The following is a 19,248-nucleotide window of genomic DNA, read 5'->3' as shown; positions in this document are numbered from 1 at the left end:
CGGGCCGGGCCCGCCCAAGGTCACCTACCGTCAGCTCGACGAGTCGGCGAACATGCCGGGCTCGTACGTACCTCCCGGCATGCGGGTGATCACACCCAGCCGGTTGGCCGCGTTGATCATGGCTACCAGGGAGACCAGCGCGGCGATCTGATCGTCGTCGTAGTGCTTGCGCACCTGCGCCCAGATCTCGTCGGACACGCCGTGGTTGGCGTCGGCGAGCCGGGTGCCCTCCTCGGTCAGCGCCAGCGCGGCCCGCTCGGCCTCGGTGAACACGGCCGACTCGCGCCAGGCGGCGACCAGATGAATCCGGACCGGCGTCTCACCGGCCGCTGCGGCTTCCTTGGTGTGCACGTCGACGCACCAACCGCAGCCGTTGATCTGGCTGGCGCGAAGTTCGACCAACTGCTGCAGGCCCTCGGGCAGCGACGACTCCGTGATCGCCAGGCTCACGTGGTACATCCGCTTGCCGACCTTGGCGCCGACCTTGTTGGCCATCAGGTTGAAACGGGATTCCATTGGCTTCGTCCTCACTTGTGCGACGGCGGCACCGCGCGAAGGGTCTGCGCGGCGTCCGGACGAACACCAGATGCCGAGGCTTCGCTCCTTGTGACGGTGACGATGGTGTGACGTGTGCCACCGAGATCGGATGTCACAAATCAGCGGGTACCGGCATCTTGTGCGTGAGGAACGCCGGACAGCGAACAGGTGGGAGTCAGCCGTGACCGAGCGCAACGCGCAACCGAAGGACACCGCTGAGCTTTTTGCTCCGGAACACGGGATGAACTCCGCCACCGAGGCGTTCGTCGCACACCGGAATCTGCTGTTCACCGTCGCCTACGAGATGCTCGGCTCGGCCGCCGACGCGGAGGACGTCCTGCAGGAGACCTGGCTGCGATGGGCCGGCGTCGATCGCGACACCGTGCGCGATCAGCGCGCGTTCCTGGTCCGGATCACCACACGCCAGGCACTGATGCGGCTGCGCACGCTCCGTCGGCGCAAGGAGTCCTACGTCGGCCCCTGGCTGCCCGAACCACTGCTGACCGCACCCGACGTGGCCGAGGACGTCGAGCTGGCGGACAGCGTGTCGATGGCGATGCTGCTGGTGCTGGAGACACTCGGCCCCACCGAGCGGGCGGTGTTCGTGCTGCGCGAGGTCTTCGACCTGGCATACGACGAGATCGCGGAAGCCGTCGACAAGAGCCCGGCCGCCGTCCGTCAGATCGCCCACCGCGCCCGGGCACACGTCGCGGCGCGCCGCCCTCGCGGGGCCGTATCTCCGGCCGAGGCGCAGAACGCGCTCGACGCCTTCCGCCGGGCCGTCGACTCGGGTGATCTGCAACGGCTGCTCGACGTCCTCGCACCGGATGTCGTCCTGCTGGGGGACGGCGGCGGAGTCGTTCAGGCCGTGCTGGCACCCGTCGTGGGGGCCGCCGAGGTGGCGCCCCTGGTCGCCGGGCTGGGCCGCTTCGGCACCGCGGCGTCGCTGCATTCGGCCCACATCAATGGCCATCCGGCCCTGGTTCTCCGGCTGAACGGTCGGATCGACACGGTGTTGGCCATCCGCATCGACGACCGTCTCATCACCGGCCTCTACGCCGTACGCAACCCCGAGAAGCTGTCACGCGTGGAGCGGGAGACCGCGATGAGCCGTTGAACGTGAACGCTTGCCACAGAGCTCTCCGCCGAGCGGCCGGCCCGCCAGCGCAGGCGACGTACGACCCGATGTGCAGCACTCAGGAACGCGGGGGCTTCCAAGGTGCGGTCGGCCAGGACCACCTCCCCCTCCAGGACGCGCACGCGCACCGACTCCGGCGCGATGGCCTGCTCACCGTCGCCCGCGACCGGGGCATCGTCCTCACGGAACGTCAAGCTGCGCACGGCTGTGCCCGATCTGCGTCGGATCCCCTGAACCAGGCGTCCTGGAGCGGATGTTGGAACAGGATGGCCGGGACCATGCCGCAGACGGCGCCGACCATCCCGTGATCGAAAAACATTTGCGGACGCGGACCGCCCTTGGATAGACGAAGAGGGATAAGCCGATGATCCCCGTGATCGCCACGCTTGTGTCCTCCCGGAGTGTGCCTTGACGGTGAAACAGAACGACCTGACCATGCGTCCGATCAACGGACGCGAAGAACTCGACCTCTTCTCTCAACTGCCCTACGCCCTCAACGCGGAACTGGCCGACGACCTTGCCTCCGGCCGTCGACGTCCCGAGTGGATGTGGGTCGCCCAGCGCGGTGACCGCCTGCTGGCCAGGGCTGCCTGGTGGAGTCGGCCCGGCAGGGACACACCACTGATCCTGGATGTCCTCGACATCGACGACAGCGCACCGGATCCCGATCGTCTGGACATCGGGGTGCGGCTTCTGCGGACGGCGATGGCGGCTGTTCTCCCGGACAGTTCGCGTCCCCCGGAGTACAGCCGTTTCATCCCTCCGGACTGGCGTGACAACGCGGCGACCAGACAGCTCGTCGAAGACCGCATGACGGTGCTGGAACGGACCGGTGCCCGGCTCTTCGTCGAGCGACTTCGCCTGGAATGGAAGCCGACGTCACCGGTTCCCGGGCCCAGCGAGCGGCTGCTCTTCCGGCCGGTCCAGGATGCCGGGGAACTCGTGGCCCTGATGGCCCCGGTCCTGGACGGCACGCTGGACGAGCACAGCCGTGACGACCTGACGCGGATGACTGCCCAGGAGGCGGCCACCCAGCACTACGAGGACGAACTCGCGCGCTACACGAGTCCGCGAGACTGGTGGCGGATCGCCACGCTGCCCCAGGGAGAACCGGTGGGGTTCGTGGTCCCGGCCCACAACGGCTACAACCCGATCATCGCCTACGTCGCCGTCCTGGCCGCACATCGTGGCCACGGCTACATCGACGACGTCCTCGCCGAAGGCACCCGCATCCTCGCCGAGCAGGGAGTTCCCCGCATCCGGGCCGCCACGGACCTCGGCAACGTCCCCATGGCGAACGCCTTCCGACGGGCCCGGTACGTCAACTTCGAGCGTGAGATCAACATGACCTGGAACTGATCACGCGTACCGACCCGCGCCAGCCCGGCCAACCAGCAAGGAGTACCGGACCGTTGAACGTCGAGCTCCCGCCGTTCGTGCGCGACACCGCTGCCCAGTTCGGGGCCGGTGTCCCCTACGCCCTGAAGGTTCTGGCCGGCCGACTGGCCGACGACCCGGACATGGGCCGGCCCTCCGGTCTGCCCGGCATCCTCACCGTGATGGTTGAGGGCGACCTGTACGAGGACTGCCCCGACCTGGCCGTCGGCTACATCCGCGAGCCCGACCGGATCGAGATCCGGTACGTGAACCTCGCCCCGTCCGCCGAGCCCGTAGCGCCCGCCCAGGACGAGGACCCGGGTCAGGAGCAGGTCCAGCCTGTCGACCCGATCACCGAGGCCGTCACCGTACGGCAGATCGCCGACGCCTGGCTGCGTATCATCCGCCGGCTCCAGCACAGCGCCCCCGACTCCTATGCCGCGCTCCGCACCGGTGCCGACCTCACCGCGATCGCCGCTTTGGAGAACGACCTCGGCGTCCGCATACCCACCGAGCTGCGCACCCTGTGGCTGCTGAGCGGAGGCGACGACGGGGCCGACGGCTGGGGCTCGGGATGCCTTCCGGGCAACGAGGCTCTGATGGCCCTGGATGCCGTGCCCGACGTCTACCGGCAGAAGTTGGACGCCCAGGCCGACCTCGACACCGACAACGCGGGCCGCCCCGAGGAGGAGCGGATCATCTTGTGGAAGGCGACCTGGATTCCGGTTGTCTCGCACGGTCCGTCCGACACCACCTCCGGCCTGTACCTGGACGCTGCGACCGGCTACCTGGGCCGTTGGTCCCTCTACAACGACGCTTGGGGCGAAGAACTCGACACGCTGGTCACCTACTTGGAAGAAACCGCCGACATGCTCGAAGCCCCGGCGCTGGCCACGCGGGACACTCCCGGCCTGATCGGTGGGGCGCTGGTGTGGCGCAGGGGGTTCGGCGACGCGATGGAGGACCGGTGGCGGCCCCTGACCGGCTGACCGGCTGACCGGGCAAGTGGCCGCCAAGTACGACGCGTTCGGCCATACTGATCACATGATGGGTGTGCCGCTCTCCGTACTCGAAGTCGCGATGGTCCAGAGCGGTACGGACCCCGCGGACACCTTGAGGGACACGGCCGAGTTCGCCCGTCGCGTCGAAGGGCTCGGCTACCGGCGCCTCTGGTATGCCGAGCATCACCACTCCCCCGCCATCGGTGCCTTCCCGCCGGTGGTGCTGGTCGCTCACGCCGCCGCGTCGACGTCGTCGATCCGGCTGGGCTCCGGGGGCGTCCTCGCGCCCAACCACGCTCCGATCATGCTGGCCGAACAGTTCGGCACGCTCGCCGCGTTGCACCCTGATCGCGTCGATCTCGGGATCGGCCGTGGCCCGGGTACCGTGCACGAGGCGACAGCGCTGGCCCTGCGGCGCGGGGCGGGGCCGGCGACGGACGAGGAGTACCGCGACGACGTGGTGGCGACCCTGCGTTTCCTGGTCGACGAGGTCGCGCTCGGCTCGCTGCCCGAGCCGTGGCTGCTGGCCTCCAGCACCGCCGGTGCCGCTCTCGCCGCGCAGCTCGGTCTGCCGATGGCCTTCGCCCATCACTTCCGCCCCGAGAACACCACTGCCGCGATCGAGCACTACCGCGCGCACTTCGTGCCGTCCCGCTGGTGCCCGAGCCCGCGTGTGCTGCTGTGCGTGGAGGCGGTGTGCGCCCCGACGCGCGAAGAGGCCGAATGGCTCGTCGGTCCGATGAGCGTCGTCAAGGTCGGACTTCTCCAAGGGCGAAGCGACATCGCCTTTCCCACCCCTGCCGAAGCGGCCGTGCATCCCTTCTCCGACCAGGAGCGGCAGGCCCTCGCGGCGTTCCACGCGCACCAGGCGTACGGCGACGCCGACACCGTCGTTCGCCGTCTCACGGAGCTGACCGACGCGACCGGCGCGCAGGAGTTGATGCTCGTGTCACCGGTGTACGCCCTGAGGGACCGCCTCCGGTCCTTCGAGCTCATCGCCGCGTCATCACCTGCGCAGGGCGACGGGCCGGCCACCGCGTAGGGCCCCCTCCCTGCCCCCGCTCAGGGCCTCGCGTCACCGCGTCGGCGGCCACCACCCGAACAGCAGCAGCGTCGCGTCGTCCCGCAGGCTCCCGGGCTGTGCGTCCAGGATCGAGTGGATCAGTCGCCGCAGGGTCTCCGGCGCCAGTTCGCCCGCGGCGGAGGCGCAGATGATGTAGTCGGTGATGAGCAGCGGCGCGGGGTGTCCGCAGTTGATCCAGCGCAGCACGCCGCTCGCCAGGTCGAGCTGGGCGAGGACTCCCGTGCAGAACTGGTCCGGGAGCCACCGCGCCAAGGCGTCGTCCACGCTCTGCACCAGTTCGGGCAGCTCGGCCCCGGTGCGCCGGGCGTTGTGGCGGGCCGGGGCGGCAGCAGGCCCCGGCGACACCGCCGTAGGGATGAGAGGTCCCTTCACGAGTCTCTTGACCGATGCCGATGTCGGTCGGTCAGTCCTCCTGGACCACGGACAGCACGTTCCCGGCGGGATCGGTGAACCACGCGATCGCCGCGGGGCCGCCCTGGCCGACTCGAACGATGCCCTTCTCGTCGTGGTCGAAGCCGGAGTAGCGCTCCAGGGTCACGCCGCGCCGCTCCAGTTCGGCGACGGCGGATTCGATGTCGTCCACGGGGAAGTTGAGGATCGTGAACGTGGCGGGGGTGTGCGTGTCCTTGGGATAGACGAAGACGTGCCCGCCACCGCCGAGCCGCACGATCAGCATGCGCATCTCGCCCTGTCCCATGTCCTCCACCTGGAGGCCGAGGGTCTCACCGTAGAACAGGCGGGCCGCGTCGAGGTCGTCGACCGAGAAGCCGCTGTACGCCTGCGATTGTCCGAGCATGCCGGGTGTCTCCTTCGTGGGTGAGCCGTTGTGGCATCTCAGGGCACATCACGCGTGCCGCGGCGGGCGGCACGCCGCGCTGGCAGCCGCCCGGATGGTCGTGCGTCCTTCAGCCGGGCGGCCCAACTCCCCTACCGCGTTTGCGGATCGACGACGCACACACCATCGGAGTTGGCCTACACCAAAGCCTTGACAGTGGTTTCCGTCACTTCTTAAATCATGCATTGAAATAAGCGTCACTTCTCACCCCCTTCACCCCCCACCCATGCCGCTTCGCCGGCGCAGGAGAAGACATGCCCCCTACCTCACGACCAGCCGTCAGAGGCCGCGGTCCGTTGACCGCGGCCTTTGTCGCCGCCGCCACGGCCGCCTCGCTCCTCAGCGCCGTCCAGCCCACCCAGGCCGCCCCGGAACACGCCGCCGACGCAGCCCCGTCCGCCGCCGCCCTCCCCACCGGCTGGTCCACGGTGGTGAACAGCGGCAGCGGCAAGTGCCTGGACGCGCGAGCGGCCGGCACCGCCAACGGCACGGCGGTGCAGCAGTACGCCTGCAACAACAGCACGGCGCAGCAGTGGAGCTTCACACCGACCGGCGACGGCCATGTGCGGATCAACAACCGCAACGACGCCCGGCAGGTGGTGGATGTCAGCGACGTGTCCACGGCCGACAACGCGGCCGTGCATCTGTGGACGTACGGCGGCGGCAACAACCAGCAGTGGCAGGCCGTCGACGAGGGTGGTGGCGCCTACCGCTTCGTCAACCGGAACAGCGGCAAGTGTCTTGACGTACCGTCCGCCTCGACGGCCGACAGCGTCCAGCTGGTGCAGTACACCTGCAACGGCTCGGCCGCCCAGCGCTTCCAGGTCGCGCCCGTGAGCACTGCCCCGGGGGATGTCGACCTCGGCCCGAACGTGGCCGTCTTCGATCCGTCGATGCCGTCGTCCACGATCCAGAGCCGACTGGACTCGATATTCCGGCAGCAGGAGACGAACCAGTTCGGCTCCGAGCGCTATGCGGTGATGTTCAAGCCGGGCACGTACAGCAATGACGTCAACGTGGGCTTCTACACCCAGGTCCTGGGCCTGGGCCAGTCCCCGGACTCGGTCACCATCAACGGCGCCGTGCACGTGGAGGCGGACTGGTTCCCGCCGCAGAACGCCACCCACAACTTCTGGCGCGGCGCGGAGAACCTCTCGGTGAACCCCACGGGCGGCACCGACCGCTGGGCGGTCTCCCAGGCTTCCGGGTACCGGCGCATGCACATCCGCGGCAACCTCGAACTCAGCGACGGCGGCTGGTCCAGCGGCGGCTTCATGGCCGACACGAAGATCGACGGGCAGGTCCGCTCGGGCACGCAGCAGCAGTGGCTGACCCGCAATTCCCAGCTCGGCAGCTGGACCGGCTCCAACTGGAACATGGTCTTCGTCGGCAGCCAGGGCGTACCGGGCAACACGTTCCCCAACCCGCCATACACCACGGTCAACCAGAGCCCGACCGTACGGGAGAAGCCCTTCCTGTACGTCGACAACGCGGGCGCCTACCGGGTGTTCGTGCCCTCCCTGCGGACCAACTCCTCGGGCACGAGCTGGGCGAACGGCGCCGCGGCGGGCAGCTCGCTCGGCATCGACCAGTTCTTCGTCGTCAAGCCGGGCGCAACGGCCTCCCAGATCAACGCCGCTCTCGCCGAGGGCAAGAACCTGCTGGTCACCCCCGGCGTCTACCACCTGAACCAGACGCTGAGCGTCACCCGCCCCGACACCGTCGTCCTCGGACTCGGCCTGGCCACGTTCATCCCGGACAACGGGATCACGGCCATGACGGTCGCCGACGTCGACGGCGTGAAGATCGCGGGAGTCCTCTTCGACGCGGGCACGACCAACTCCCAGACCCTGGTGGAGATCGGCCCGGCCGGCGCCGCCGCCAACCACGCCACGAACCCCACCTCCCTGCACGACGTGTACTTCCGCGTCGGCGGTGCCGCCGTGGGCAAGGCGACCACCAGCCTCATCGTCAACAGTGACAACGTCATCGGCGACCACATGTGGATCTGGCGCGGCGACCACGGCAACGGCATCGGCTGGAACACCAACACCGGCGACACCGGCCTCATCGTCAACGGCGACAACGTCACCATGTACGGCCTGTTCGTCGAGCACTACCAGAAGCACCAGACCATCTGGAACGGCAACGGCGGGCGGACGTACTTCTACCAGAACGAAATGCCCTACGACCCACCCAACCAGGCCGCCTGGATGAACGGCTCCACCCAGGGCTACGCCGCCTACAAGGTCGCGAACTCCGTGACCAGCCACCAGGCGTACGGGCTGGGCAGTTACTGCTTCTTCAACGCCAACCCGTCCGTCACCGCCGAGCGCGCCTTCGAGGTCCCCAACACTCCTGGCGTCCGCTTCCAGAACATGGTGACCGTCTCGCTCGGCGGAACCGGAACCATCCGGCACGTCATCAACGACCGGGGCGGCCCCTCCAACTCCACCACCAACGTGGCCAACCTGGTGAGCCATCCGTGAGGCGGCTGGCAGCACGACTGCTGGCGGGGCTGGCGCTGGTGCTGGGGCTGACAGCAGGCCCAGGGCCCACCGGACTCCACGCCTCCGCCGCGCCCCAGGCGCCCGCCTTCAAGGTCATCGCCTTCTACAACGGCACCTGGGACGCCGCACACATCGACTTCGTCAAGGAAGCCAACGAGTGGTTCCCGCGCACCGCCGCCCAGCACAACTTCACGTACCGGGCGACGACCGACTGGAACCTGCTCGCGAACGGCGGGGTGAACGACTACCAGGTCGTCCTCTTCCTCGACGACGCGCCGGACACCGCGGCCCAGCGAGCCGGCTTCGAGCGGTACATGCGGGCGGGCGGCGGCTGGATGGGCTTCCACGTCTCGGCGTTCACGACCGACGCCGGATCGTGGCCCTGGTACCACAACACCTTCCTCGGCAGCGGGAACTTCAGGTCGAACACCTGGGGTCCCACCACGGCGATCCTGCGCACCGAGGACCGTACGCACCCCTCGACGACCACGCTGCCGGCGACGTTCACCTCAGCGGTGAGCGAGTGGTACAGCTGGTCCAACGACCTGCGCACCAAGCCGAACATAAAGATCCTGGCATCTGTCGACCCGTCGAGCTTCCCCCTGGGCACCGACCCCAACCAGTCCTGGTACAGCGGCTACTACCCGATCCTGTGGACCAACACCCAGTACCGGATGCTGTACGCGAACTTCGGCCACAACGCCATGGACTACGCCACCAACACCCGCCTGTCCTCCACGTTCGCGAGCCCCACCCAGAACCGCTTCCTCATCGACGGCCTGAAGTGGCTCGGCCGCGCGGCTGAATAGCTGTCACCCTGCCCGCACCCGCTGCCGGCGCCAGACGGACGAGGAACGGCTGTGCCCCGAACAGGCGCAGCCGTTCCACGTGTACGGGCGTGAAGTGGTGCCGGATGGCGGTGGCGAGGTCGTCGCGGTGGGGAAGGAGGAGTACGGCCGTGCCGTCGGGGGCGAGGACCCGGCGCAGTTCCGTCCACCAGCGGGAAGGGGCGTTCGCGAGCAGACCGCGAGCCTGGACCTGGGCGCCCCAGGGCGGGTTGCACAGCACGCGGTCGACGGAGTCGTCGGGAAGGGGGAGCCGGCCGGCGTCACCACGGCGGATGGCGATGGGCAGCTCACCGGCGTTGGCGCGCGCTGCGGCGACGGCGTCCGCGGAGAGGTCGAAGCCGTGGAAACGGGCGTCGCCTTGGGCGAGTGCCGCCTCGATGAGCAGGGTGCCGGCGCCGCAGCACGGGTCGAGGACGACGTGGCCGGGGCGGATGTCGGCCAGCCGGGCCATGGCTGCGGCGAGCGGTGGGTGCAGGGTGCCCGGGATGGTGCGCCGCTTGTAGGCGCGACGGTGCAGCGGTCGGTCGTCGAGCCGCAGCATGAGCGTGGCTTGCGTGCCGTCCAGGGTCAGCCGCCAGCCCCAGCAGCCGGGTGGGGGCGGGGTTCCTGCCCGCCGCGAGTGGTACGGGACGCGGAGGCGCCGCGCCAGGGCCTGTCCGACCACGTCCTCGGCGTCGTATCGGGTGAAGGTCCGCCGACCGAGGAAGGAGGCCGAGACGTCGATGCCGGGCAGCTCCGGGGCGGGCGTCGTCGCGCTGTGGCGGCGGAGGGACAGGAGGTGGTCGATCCCGGCCGGATCGGCGAGCCCGGTGAGGTCGTGCAGGGCTTGTCGCGTCGATCCGATGTCGGGGCGCCGGGCGGCGAGCAGGAACACGTCGTCCGCGGTACGCAGCGCCGGCACGGACCGGTGCGTACGAAAGTGGACTTCGCGGTGGCGCAGTTCGGTGACGGCGCCGAGCCCGGAACCAAGAACCTCGGCGGCGACCACGGCCTCCAGGCCGCGGAGGCAGCGCGCCACGAGGGGCGTGTGCATGGTGTTGTTTCTTCTTCCACGTCAGCACTCGCGACAGCGCTCCGCTGCCCCGCGTCGTCGGCGACGGGGGATCCTCGCTTCGCCGACGGTGCCTAGCGGAGGTGGAAGAAGTACGTCATGGGCGCAGTCTAGCGGTGGGGGGCGGGCCCGGAAGTGGTGGCCAAGACCCTGGCTCCATGGATATGGCGCAAATGTCCCTTACTGTGATTCGTGATCCAGAGCCTCCGCGGACGGGATGGAGTTGGGGCCGTGGCGTTCGCGGAGCAGTCCGCGCCAGGGGGCGGGCGTCGGTCCTGGGCACCATTGCTTGCGGTCTGCGCCGGATACTTCATGGTGATCCTGGATGTGACGGTGCTCAATGTCGCCGTGCCGGTGATCGGCCGCGAACTGTCGGCCTCGCTGACCGGCATCCAGTGGATCACCGACGGGTACACCCTGGTCTTCGCCGGCTTTCTGCTGACCGGTGGTGCGTTGGGTGACCGGCTGGGCAATCGTCGGGTCTTCTGCTCGGGCGTGGCGGTGTTCACGGTGTCGTCGGCCGCGTGCGCGCTCGCGCCGAGCACCGGCTTCCTGGTGGTGGCCCGGCTGGTGGAGGGGTTGGGCGCGGCGCTGATCGTGCCCGGCTCCCTGGCGCTGCTGCAGCAGGCCTACCCTGAGCCGGCCGCCCGCTCCCGTGCCTTTGGGCTGTGGGGTTCGATGGCGGGCATCGCGGCTTCCGCCGGGCCGCTGCTGGGCGGGCTGCTCGTCTCCACGGCGGGCTGGCGCTGGGTGTTCCTCATCAACCTGCCTGTCGGTGTCGTCTGTCTGGTGCTGACATTGCGTCATGTCGCACGCTCACCCCGGCGTGCCGACCGCGCCCTGGACTGGCCGGCCCAGGTCGCGGTCGTGGCCGCGGTGGCGCTGCTGACCGCATCACTCAACGAGGCCGGCCGGCGCGGCTGGTCCGACCCGGCGGTGCTCTCCGGGGTGGGCCTGGCCGTGCTGGCCGCCGCGGCATTCGTGCTGCGCGAGCGGCTGGCCCGCGCTCCCGCCCTGCCGCTGGACCTGCTGCGCTCCCGCGCCATGAGCGGCGGGGCCGTCATCGGCCTGCTGTTCAACTTCGGCTTCTACGGCATGGTGTTCACCGCCAGCCTGTACTTCCAGCATCAGCGCGGCTTCAGCGCCCTCGGTACCGGGCTGGCGCTGTTCCCGGCCGTGGCGATGACCATGTTCGCGTCCGTCCTGTCCGGGCGGCTGACCCGCCGCACGGGCGATCGTCCACTGGTGATCTCCGGCATGCTCCTGGCCGCCGCGGGACTGGCCGGCTGGGCCGCGGCGGGAGCCGATCCCGCGTACGCGCTGCTGGTGGCACCGATGATGGCCGCCGGGTTCGGCACCTCCTTCGCCCTCACCGGCTCGACCGCCACCGTGATGGGCGCGGCGCCCGAGGCGTACTCGGGAGCTGCCTCCGCCCTGTTCAACACCACCCGCCAGATCGGCAGCGCCACCGGAGTGGCCCTAGGCGGCAGCCTGCTCGCGACGGCCACCGACTACGACACCGGCCTACGCACGAGCATGGCCATCGGCGCCCTCGCCTACCTCTCGGCCGCAGGCCTCGCGTGGCTGAGCGTGCCGGGTAAGTCCGAGAAGGCGTAGGGCACTTGGGGCTGCCGGGATGGGTGGGTCTCCGCATTCGTGCGCAGGTTCGGCGGCCGCGACTGCGCCGCGCGGCTCGCCGCCCGCCCCGGCGGGGAATCGGCCTACGTGTGGACGATCGGACTCCTGATGATGGCCCCCTACATCGCCTGTGCGCCCGGCCCCGGCGTCGCCCAGGAGTCCAGGGCGGCGCTGGAGGCGGCCGACTGCGCCCTGCGCGACCAGCCCTGTGAGCACGAGACGCCCCCCTACCGGGAGCATGAGCCCGGGTTCGACGAGGACCCCGCCGGGCAGCTGTGCAACCTCCCTGACCCGCAGGACACGGTTGAGTCCCTGTCCGCCGGAGACCGACATCGCCGAGGAGATCTCCTGGCACGGCCGGCTGGTACGCCGCCCGGGACTCCGTACGCAACACCTCGGTACTCGACGACCTGATCGCGACGGTGCCGCACCATGCCGACGCGAGTTTTCCCCCCGGCACCCGGCCCCGTCCCGCAGCGGCCCGGCCACGGCCGAACCCGGCGTAGTGCTGAGCACCCCCGGAGGGCGCGCCCTCTACGGACAGGAGAAGGTCGGTCACGGGCCTTCTCCTGCATCACTCTCAGCGACGACCCCGTGCACAATGTGACGGTTCGCGCATGCGTGGTGCTCGAGGGCAGCCGCTCCTCCGCGGGCGACCGCGGCTCCCTCCCAGGTAACCGCCCCCTGGGGTCCAGTCCCGACCCTCGGCGACCCTCGCGTGGAATGCTGGGTGCACAGCCTCACCGAGGCGAACGGAGAGGTGGCGGGTGCGATGGACTGGGCTCGTTTCGCGCAGGAGCTGGCGTCGATGGCGCGGGAACTGCTCTCACAGGAGTCGGTCGACGCCACCCTGGATCGGATCACCAAGTCGGCCACCGAGCTGGTGGAGGGCTGCGAAGCGGCCGGGATCCTCGTGCTGCACGGCCAGAAGGTCCAGACGCTGGCGCCCACGGAACAACTGGTCGTCGACAGTGACCAGTTGCAGGAGAGGCTCCGCGAGGGACCCTGCTTCGACGCCGCTCGCACCAAGGACGGAGAGCGGGTGTTCCGCATCCCGGACTTCACCCGTGACCAGCCGAAGTGGCCCGCCTACGCTCCCCAGGCCCACGAGCTCGGGGTGGGCAGCATGATGGGCTTCCTGCTGTACACCGATGACGAAGATCTCGGCGCACTGAACGTCTACTCCCGCAAGCGCGGGGCGTTCACCGAGGCCAGCGAGCTGGCCGGCTGGCTGCTGGCCTCCCACGCCGCAGTCGCCTTCTCCAGTGCCCGCGCGCACGCTCAGATGGAGAACGCCGTCGCCACACGCCACATGATCGGCGAGGCCATGGGCATCCTCATGGGCAGCCACAACCTGACAGAGGAGCGGGCGTTCGACGTGTTGCGCCGGTACTCGCAGAAGAACAACATCAAACTCCGCGACGTCGCCAAGATGATCTGCGAGCGCGGCGGTCTGTCGTGAAGCGGCGCAGTCGGCTCCCCCGGCTCGTGGTCTGAACCAGAGGAGCCTGACCAGGCCAGCCCCCAAGGGGAACGCCGCTGAGCCCGGCCTTACCGCCAAGTCCCCATCTCCGAGCTTTTCACGCACGCGCCGGACGCCAGGTTTGCCTCGATTGTCATGCCTGACCGGAGCCGCACGAATGAAAGCCGCCACTCCAACGGGGGCTTCGGTGCGGAATGGCCGTGACGTCGGCCGCCGCTCCTTGAGGATCTTGCTCGTCAGCTGCTGTGACTGACCCTGACGAGGAGCGGAAGAAATGTCCCATCGCCGTGTCCGGCCTGCCCCGCGATCCCGCCTGATCACGTGGTGGGCAACCGCCGGGGCGGTCACAGCTCTGGCACTCGGCCTGCCCGGCACGTCAGTGGCGGCCGACCGCCCGACCCCGCCCGAGGGAGGGATCACCGCGGCCCCCGCCGCCTTCGTCCGAGGAACCCTCCAGCCGGACGCCGCGCCGGCCGGGGCGAACAACTGGAAGTGCCGGCCGACCGCCGCCCACCCCCGCCCCGTCGTCCTGCTGCACGCGACCCTCACGAACGCCCACACCAACTGGAGCATGCTGTCGCCCCAGCTGAAGAAGGCCGGGTACTGCGTTTTCGCGCCCAACTACGGCGGGGCACCTGGAGTTCCCTTCAAGGGCACCCGGCACATCCCCGACTCCGCCCGCGAGGTCGCCCGATACGTCGACCGAGTGCTCAAGGCCACCGGTTCCCGGCAGGTCGACCTGGTGGGCCACTCGCAGGGCGGAGGTCTGCTGCCCCGCTGGTACCTCCGGTTCGAGGGGGGAACGAACCCCGCGCGTCCGTCGCACAACAAGGTGCGCCGGCTCATCGGCCTGGCCCCGTCCAACCACGGCACGACCCTGTCCGGCCTGGGCACCCTCACCACCGCACTCGGCCTCAACCCGACGGTGTCCGCCGTGGCGGGGCAGGCGTACTCGGACCAATTGGTGGGGTCGCGGGTGAACACCACGCTCGACCGGGACGGCGACACCCAACGAGGCGTCGCCTACACCGTCATCGCCACCCGGTACGACGAGGCCGTCACGCCGTACCACAACCAGTTCCTCACCGCGGGGCGGGGCGCGACCGTACGCAACATCACTCTCCAGGACGTCTGTCCCCAGGACCGCTCCGAGCACCTGTCGATCGCCTACGACTCCAACGCCGCCCAGCTCGTCCTCAACGCCCTCGACCCCGCACACGCCGAACGCGTGCACTGCCGCTTCTCGGCACCCCTCCTCGGCGGGTGACGCCGCAGATCAGGGCCCGCTCGGGGCCGTCCGAGCAGCGTTCTGAGACGGCTCGGCCCGGTCAGTTCGACCTTGCCGCGTCGATTGGGCAGAATCAGGGCCATGAGTGAGAACGTGTTCTTCAGTATTTCTGCTAATGGCGAGAACCTCGGCCGCATCGTCTTCCGGCTGTTCGACGATGTCGTGCCCAAGACCGCACGCAACTTCCGTGAGCTGGCGACCGGCCAGCACGGTTACGGCTACAAGGGTTCGCCCTTCCACCGGGTCATCCCGGAGTTCATGCTGCAGGGCGGTGACTTCACCGCGGGCAACGGCACCGGCGGCAAGAGCATCTACGGTGAGACGTTCGCCGACGAGAACTTCCAGCTGAAGCACGACAGGCCGTTCCTGCTCAGCATGGCCAACGCGGGCCCGGGCACCAACGGCTCGCAGTTCTTCGTCACCACCGTGGTGACGCCGTGGCTGGACGGCAAGCACGTCGTCTTCGGCGAGGTCATCGAGGGTGAGGACGTCGTCAAGGCGGTCGAGGCCCTCGGCAACCGCTCGGGCGCGACGGCCAAGAAGATCGTCGTCGAGGACTGCGGCATCGTCGCCTGACGCAGCCTCAGCCGCACATCAGGTCCATCAGGTCCGCACCATGCGGGCCCGATGGGCCTGATCTCTTTTCCGCGGTCAGTGCGATTCGCGGCTGACGTCCGAACCGCTGGAGCCCACGAGGAAGTCGAGGTCGGCGCCGGTGTCGGCCTGGAGGACGTGGTCGACGTAGAGGCGTTCCCAGCCGCGCCGGGGGTTGGCGTAGGCCTTGGCGGATGCCTCACTCGGGCTTCTGCGGGCCAGTTCATCGGCGGGTGCGTCGACATCGATGCGGCGGGCTTCGACGTCCAGGGTGATGAAGTCCCCGGTGCGCACGAGGGCGAGAGGGCCGCCGGCCGCGGCCTCGGGCGCCACGTGCAGGACGACCGTGCCGTATGCCGTGCCGCTCATCCGGCCGTCGCAGACGCGGACCATGTCACGGACGCCCTGTGCGAGAAGCTTCTGCGGCAGGGGCATGTTCGAGACTTCGGGCATGCCCGGGTAGCCCTTGGGGCCGCAGCCGCGAAGGACGAGGACGGAGTCGGCGTCCACGTCGAGTCCGGGGTCGTCGATGCGGGCGTGGAAGTCCTCGATGGAGTCGAAGACGACGGCCCGGCCGCGGTGACGCAGCAGTTGCGGGGAGGCGGCGGCCGGCTTGATGAGCGCGCCGTCGGGTGCGAGGTTGCCGCGCAGGACGGCGATGCCGCCCTCGGCGACCAGGGGTTCGGCGCGGGTGCGGATGACCTCGCCGTCCCAGATCGGGGCGTCGTCGAGCGCGGCGGCCAACGGGTCCCCGGTGACCGTCAGGGCGTCGGGGTCGAGCAGGTCACGGACCTCGCGCAGGACGGCGAGCAGCCCTCCGGCGCGGTGGAAGTCCTCCATGAGGAAGCGGCCCGCCGGCTGAAGGTCCACCAGGACCGGTACGCGGGAGCCGATGCGGTCGAAGTCGTCGAGGGACAGGCCGACGCCCAGGCGGCCGGCGATGGCCAGGAGGTGGACGACGGCGTTGGTCGAGCCGCCGATGGCGGCCAGCGCGACGATCGCGTTGTGGAAGGACGCCTTGGTGAGGAAGGTGCCCGGTCGGCGGTCGGCGCCCACCATGTCGACGGCGAGTCGGCCGGTGTGGTGCGCGGCCTCCAGCAGACGGCTGTCGGGGGCGGGGGTCCCGGCCACGCCGGGGACGACCGTGCCGAGGGCCTCGGCCACGAGGGCCATGGTGGAGGCGGTTCCCATGGTGTTGCAGTGGCCGGGGCTGCGGATCATCGCCGACTCGGAGCGGTGAACTGCTCCTGCGAGAGCGTGCCCGCGCGGACCTCTTCCGACAGCCGCCACACATCGGTGCCGCAGCCCAGCGGCGTACCGCGGAACGTCCCGGTAAGCATCGGCCCGCCGGGCACGACGACGGCGGGCAGATCCACCGATGCCGCGGCCATGAGCAGCGAAGGGATCGTCTTGTCGCAGCCGCCCAGCAGGACGACTCCGTCAATGGGGTTGGCCCGCAGCATCTCCTCCGTGGCCATGGCGGCCATATTGCGCCAGAGCATGGCGGTGGGCCGCACGTTCGTCTCGCCCAGGGACACCACGGGCAGGTCCAGCGGGATGCCGCCGGCCTCGTACACGCCGTCGCGCACGGACGATGCGACCTCGTCGAGATGGGCGTTGCAAGGGGCCAGGTCCGAGGCCGAGTTGGCGATGGCGATTTGCGGCCGCCCGGTGAATGCGTCGCCGGGTACGCCTCTGCGCATCCACGCGCGATGTATGTAGGCGTTGCGGTCCTGTCCCTCGTACCACTGTGCGCTGCGCAGCCTCACCATGGGACCTCTTCCGGCAGTCGGTACGGAGGTCTACAGTCTGGAACGCCATGGAGCATACGCAGAGGTACGACGGCTCGACAGCCCCCGGTGAGGACGGCCCGACTGCCGTCGGCTCATGCGCGCGTTCGTCCTGACCGCGCCCGGCGCGTACGAGGTCCAGGACCTCCCGGCGCCGGTGGCCGCGCCCGGTGAAGTCGTCGTCGATGTCGAGCGGGTCGGCGTGTGCGGCACCGACATGGAGTTCTTCACCGGCGCCATGGCGTACCTCCACCAAGGGCACTCCTCCTACCCGATGCGGCCGGGGCACGAGTGGGCCGGGCGGGTCGCGACGGTCGGCGACGGCGTCGACCGGGCCTGGATAGGGCGCCGCGTCATGGGCGACACGATGCTGGGCTGCGGCACATGCCGCCGCTGTCTTCGGGGGCTTCAGCACGTGTGCGAGAAGCGCCAGGAGGTCGGCATCCGGGGCGGGCGGGCCGGGGCGCTGGCGGAGCAACTCGCCGTACCGGCATCCTCGTTGCACGCCCTGCCCGACTCCGTCGACGCGGTACTCGGCGCGCTCGTCGAACCGGGCGGCAATGCTCTGCGCGCCGCACAGGCCGCAGCGCCCCGCGCCGAGGACCGTGCTCTCGTCCTGGGGCCCGGGACCATCGGCCTCCTGGTCGCGTTGTTCCTTCGGGCGGCGGGCGCGGAGGTCCACCTGCTGGACCGCCCCGGCCACTCCCCCGCGTTCGCGCATGCCTTGGGATTCGCGCGCGTATGGGACGAGGGGTCCCTGCCGGACCTGCCCTTCGACGCGGTCGTGGACGCCACGAACGCGGCCCATCTGCCGCAGAAGGCACTGGAGTTGGTCGAACCGGGCGGCCGGGTCGTGTGCATCGGGCTGGCCGGTGAGCCGAGCAGGATCGACACTCGCGCGCTCGTACTGAAGGACGTGACGGCGGTGGGCATCCTGTCGGCCTCGCCCGGCCTCGACGCCACCATCCGCGCCTACGCGTCCGGAGCGGTCGACCCCAGGCCCCTGGTGGCCGCGACCGTCGGTCTCGACGAGGTGGGCCCGGTTCTCGCGGGTGTGCGACCGGAGGGCGCTGGGCCCGGCCCCAAGATCCATGTGGACCCCGGCCTGACCGGGGTGAGCGCGCTCGCGTCAGGCAGCGCGGGCCGGCCGTAGCCGATAGGCGTCTCCGTGTGTGATGACGTGGCCGGCGGTGGGCGGCGGGAAGTGCGTGCCCAGCACGAGGGTGTCCGTGTCGGCGAGGGAGCCGAGCAGCTTGCGGCGCGACTCCTCTGACTGCCGCGGGTCGATGTCGACGCAGGAGCCGATGGCGGGATGGGCGAACTGGACGGGGTGATGGACGGCATCCCCGGTGATCAGCGCCGATTTCCCGCCGTCGGTCAGCTGGACGGCGATGTGGCCGGGGGTATGCCCCGGGGTGGGGAGCAGGCGTAGGCCCGGGGCGATGTCGGTGCCCTCGGGCTGGACGTCGACGAGGTCGAGCAGCCCTGCCTCCTCGACCGGGATCACGGAGTCGTCGAACATGTGCCGCCGCGGCTCGTCCATGTCGTACGCGGCCCAGAACTCCCGCTCGGTACGGGAGGTGACGTAGCGGGCGTTCGGGAAGGTGGGCACCCACTCGCCGTTGACCTCCTGGGTGTTCCAGCCGACGTGGTCGGTGTGCAGGTGGGTGAGGAGGACCAGGTCGACGGAGTCCGGCGGGAATCCGGCGGCCGCGAGCTGCTCGAGGTAACCGGTCCGCAGGTCGTGCCAGGCCGGGTTCGCACGCGCCTTGCCATTGCCGATTCCGGTGTCGACGAGCACGCGCAGACCGCCCGCTTCGAAGGCGAAGCTGTGGCTGTCGAGGTGCAGGGTGCCTTGGTGGTCGGCGAAGTCGGGGCGCAGCCACTCCTGCCGTGAGACCACGTCGGTGGTCGCGCCGGGGAGCAGCCAGGGCCCGGTCGCCGGTGGCAGGGGGACCTCGTCGATGCGGTGGACGGTGACGTCGCCCACGGTCCAGGAGGGGATGGAGGCCAGGGCGGCGGACTCGTCGGCCGCTGGGGTGTGAGTGGTCCTGCGCATGAGGCCCCTCCTTCT

At 70.0% G+C, this 19,248-nt stretch carries 15 protein-coding genes and 3 pseudogenes; 12 read left to right on the top strand and 6 right to left on the bottom strand.

Annotated elements, in window-relative coordinates; all coding sequences use genetic code 11:
- Positions 1–30 precede the first annotated feature (30 nt).
- Positions 31–516, bottom strand: coding sequence for a carboxymuconolactone decarboxylase family protein (locus ACZ7M7_RS31805; protein ID WP_472122800.1), 486 nt, complete (start codon positions 514–516; stop codon positions 31–33).
- A gap of 262 nt (positions 517–778) precedes the next feature.
- On the opposite strand from ACZ7M7_RS31805, the gene ACZ7M7_RS31800 reads away from it, so the two are divergent.
- The 4 genes from ACZ7M7_RS31800 to ACZ7M7_RS31785 all read left to right on the top strand — a co-directional run bounded on the left by ACZ7M7_RS31800 (position 779) and on the right by ACZ7M7_RS31785 (position 5,095).
- A complete protein-coding gene (locus ACZ7M7_RS31800; RefSeq protein ID WP_472123316.1) occupies positions 779–1,654 on the top strand; it encodes an RNA polymerase sigma-70 factor in 876 nt (291 codons plus the stop codon).
- 456 nt (positions 1,655–2,110) lie between these two features.
- Positions 2,111–3,034 carry a GNAT family N-acetyltransferase gene (locus tag ACZ7M7_RS31795; protein WP_472123313.1) on the top strand — a complete coding sequence of 308 codons (924 nt, stop codon included), beginning with the start codon at positions 2,111–2,113 and terminating at the stop codon, positions 3,032–3,034.
- Between the two features lie 53 nt (positions 3,035–3,087).
- Positions 3,088–4,041, top strand: coding sequence for an SMI1/KNR4 family protein (locus tag ACZ7M7_RS31790; protein WP_472122797.1), 954 nt, complete (start codon positions 3,088–3,090; stop codon positions 4,039–4,041).
- Between the two features lie 55 nt (positions 4,042–4,096).
- Complete coding sequence (locus ACZ7M7_RS31785) at positions 4,097–5,095, top strand: LLM class flavin-dependent oxidoreductase (protein WP_472122794.1); 999 nt, start codon at positions 4,097–4,099, stop codon at positions 5,093–5,095.
- A gap of 33 nt (positions 5,096–5,128) precedes the next feature.
- On the opposite strand, the pseudogene ACZ7M7_RS31780 reads toward ACZ7M7_RS31785, so the two are convergent.
- Together ACZ7M7_RS31780 and ACZ7M7_RS31775 are read right to left on the bottom strand one after the other, a co-directional pair.
- A pseudogene (locus ACZ7M7_RS31780) lies at positions 5,129–5,446 on the bottom strand (SpoIIE family protein phosphatase); the annotation flags it as partial.
- Positions 5,447–5,540: 94 nt separating this feature from the next.
- Positions 5,541–5,933: a VOC family protein gene (locus ACZ7M7_RS31775; protein ID WP_472122792.1), complete on the bottom strand. Its 393-nt coding sequence runs from the start codon at positions 5,931–5,933 to the stop codon at positions 5,541–5,543.
- A gap of 293 nt (positions 5,934–6,226) precedes the next feature.
- Between ACZ7M7_RS31775 and ACZ7M7_RS31770 the strand changes: the two genes are divergently transcribed.
- Both ACZ7M7_RS31770 and ACZ7M7_RS31765 read left to right on the top strand, forming a co-directional pair.
- Complete coding sequence (locus ACZ7M7_RS31770; protein ID WP_472122790.1) at positions 6,227–8,461, top strand: RICIN domain-containing protein; 2,235 nt, start codon at positions 6,227–6,229, stop codon at positions 8,459–8,461.
- Positions 8,458–9,282 (top strand): annotated as a pseudogene (locus ACZ7M7_RS31765) (ThuA domain-containing protein); the annotation flags it as partial. The gene ACZ7M7_RS31770 and the pseudogene ACZ7M7_RS31765, both read left to right, overlap by 4 nt.
- Here the strand turns inward: ACZ7M7_RS31765 and ACZ7M7_RS31760 are convergent.
- Positions 9,251–10,363, bottom strand: a complete 1,113-nt coding sequence (locus tag ACZ7M7_RS31760; RefSeq protein WP_472122787.1) for a methyltransferase domain-containing protein — start codon at positions 10,361–10,363, stop codon at positions 9,251–9,253. The pseudogene ACZ7M7_RS31765 and the gene ACZ7M7_RS31760 sit on opposite strands and share 32 nt — an antisense overlap.
- A 249-nt stretch (positions 10,364–10,612) precedes the next feature.
- Between ACZ7M7_RS31760 and ACZ7M7_RS31755 the strand changes: the two genes are divergently transcribed.
- The 5 genes from ACZ7M7_RS31755 to ACZ7M7_RS31735 all read left to right on the top strand — a co-directional run bounded on the left by ACZ7M7_RS31755 (position 10,613) and on the right by ACZ7M7_RS31735 (position 15,366).
- Complete coding sequence (locus ACZ7M7_RS31755; protein WP_472122784.1) at positions 10,613–11,998, top strand: MFS transporter; 1,386 nt, start codon at positions 10,613–10,615, stop codon at positions 11,996–11,998.
- A 39-nt stretch (positions 11,999–12,037) separates the two neighbouring features.
- Positions 12,038–12,433 carry a hypothetical protein gene (locus ACZ7M7_RS31750; protein ID WP_472122781.1) on the top strand — a complete coding sequence of 132 codons (396 nt, stop codon included), beginning with the start codon at positions 12,038–12,040 and terminating at the stop codon, positions 12,431–12,433.
- A gap of 358 nt (positions 12,434–12,791) precedes the next feature.
- Positions 12,792–13,481: a GAF and ANTAR domain-containing protein gene (locus ACZ7M7_RS31745; protein WP_472123311.1), complete on the top strand. Its 690-nt coding sequence runs from the start codon at positions 12,792–12,794 to the stop codon at positions 13,479–13,481.
- A 295-nt stretch (positions 13,482–13,776) separates the two neighbouring features.
- Entirely contained in the window at positions 13,777–14,769 is a 993-nt protein-coding gene (locus ACZ7M7_RS31740; RefSeq protein ID WP_472122779.1) for an esterase/lipase family protein, read from the top strand.
- Positions 14,770–14,871: 102 nt separating this feature from the next.
- Positions 14,872–15,366, top strand: a complete 495-nt coding sequence (locus tag ACZ7M7_RS31735) for a peptidylprolyl isomerase (RefSeq protein WP_383605811.1) — start codon at positions 14,872–14,874, stop codon at positions 15,364–15,366.
- A gap of 75 nt (positions 15,367–15,441) precedes the next feature.
- Here the strand turns inward: ACZ7M7_RS31735 and ACZ7M7_RS31730 are convergent.
- A pseudogene (locus tag ACZ7M7_RS31730) lies at positions 15,442–17,087 on the bottom strand (dihydroxy-acid dehydratase).
- Between the two features lie 184 nt (positions 17,088–17,271).
- Here ACZ7M7_RS31730 and ACZ7M7_RS31725 point away from each other — a divergent pair.
- Complete coding sequence (locus ACZ7M7_RS31725) at positions 17,272–18,327, top strand: zinc-dependent alcohol dehydrogenase (RefSeq protein WP_472122775.1); 1,056 nt, start codon at positions 17,272–17,274, stop codon at positions 18,325–18,327.
- Here ACZ7M7_RS31725 and ACZ7M7_RS31720 read toward each other — a convergent pair.
- Positions 18,304–19,233: an MBL fold metallo-hydrolase gene (locus tag ACZ7M7_RS31720; RefSeq protein WP_472122772.1), complete on the bottom strand. Its 930-nt coding sequence runs from the start codon at positions 19,231–19,233 to the stop codon at positions 18,304–18,306. The genes ACZ7M7_RS31725 and ACZ7M7_RS31720 overlap by 24 nt on opposite strands.
- Positions 19,234–19,248 lie beyond the last annotated feature (15 nt).

The sequence above is a fragment of the Streptomyces sp. NPDC111606 genome, from assembly GCF_055656945.1.
This window is presented reverse-complemented; position numbering and strand designations above follow the sequence as displayed.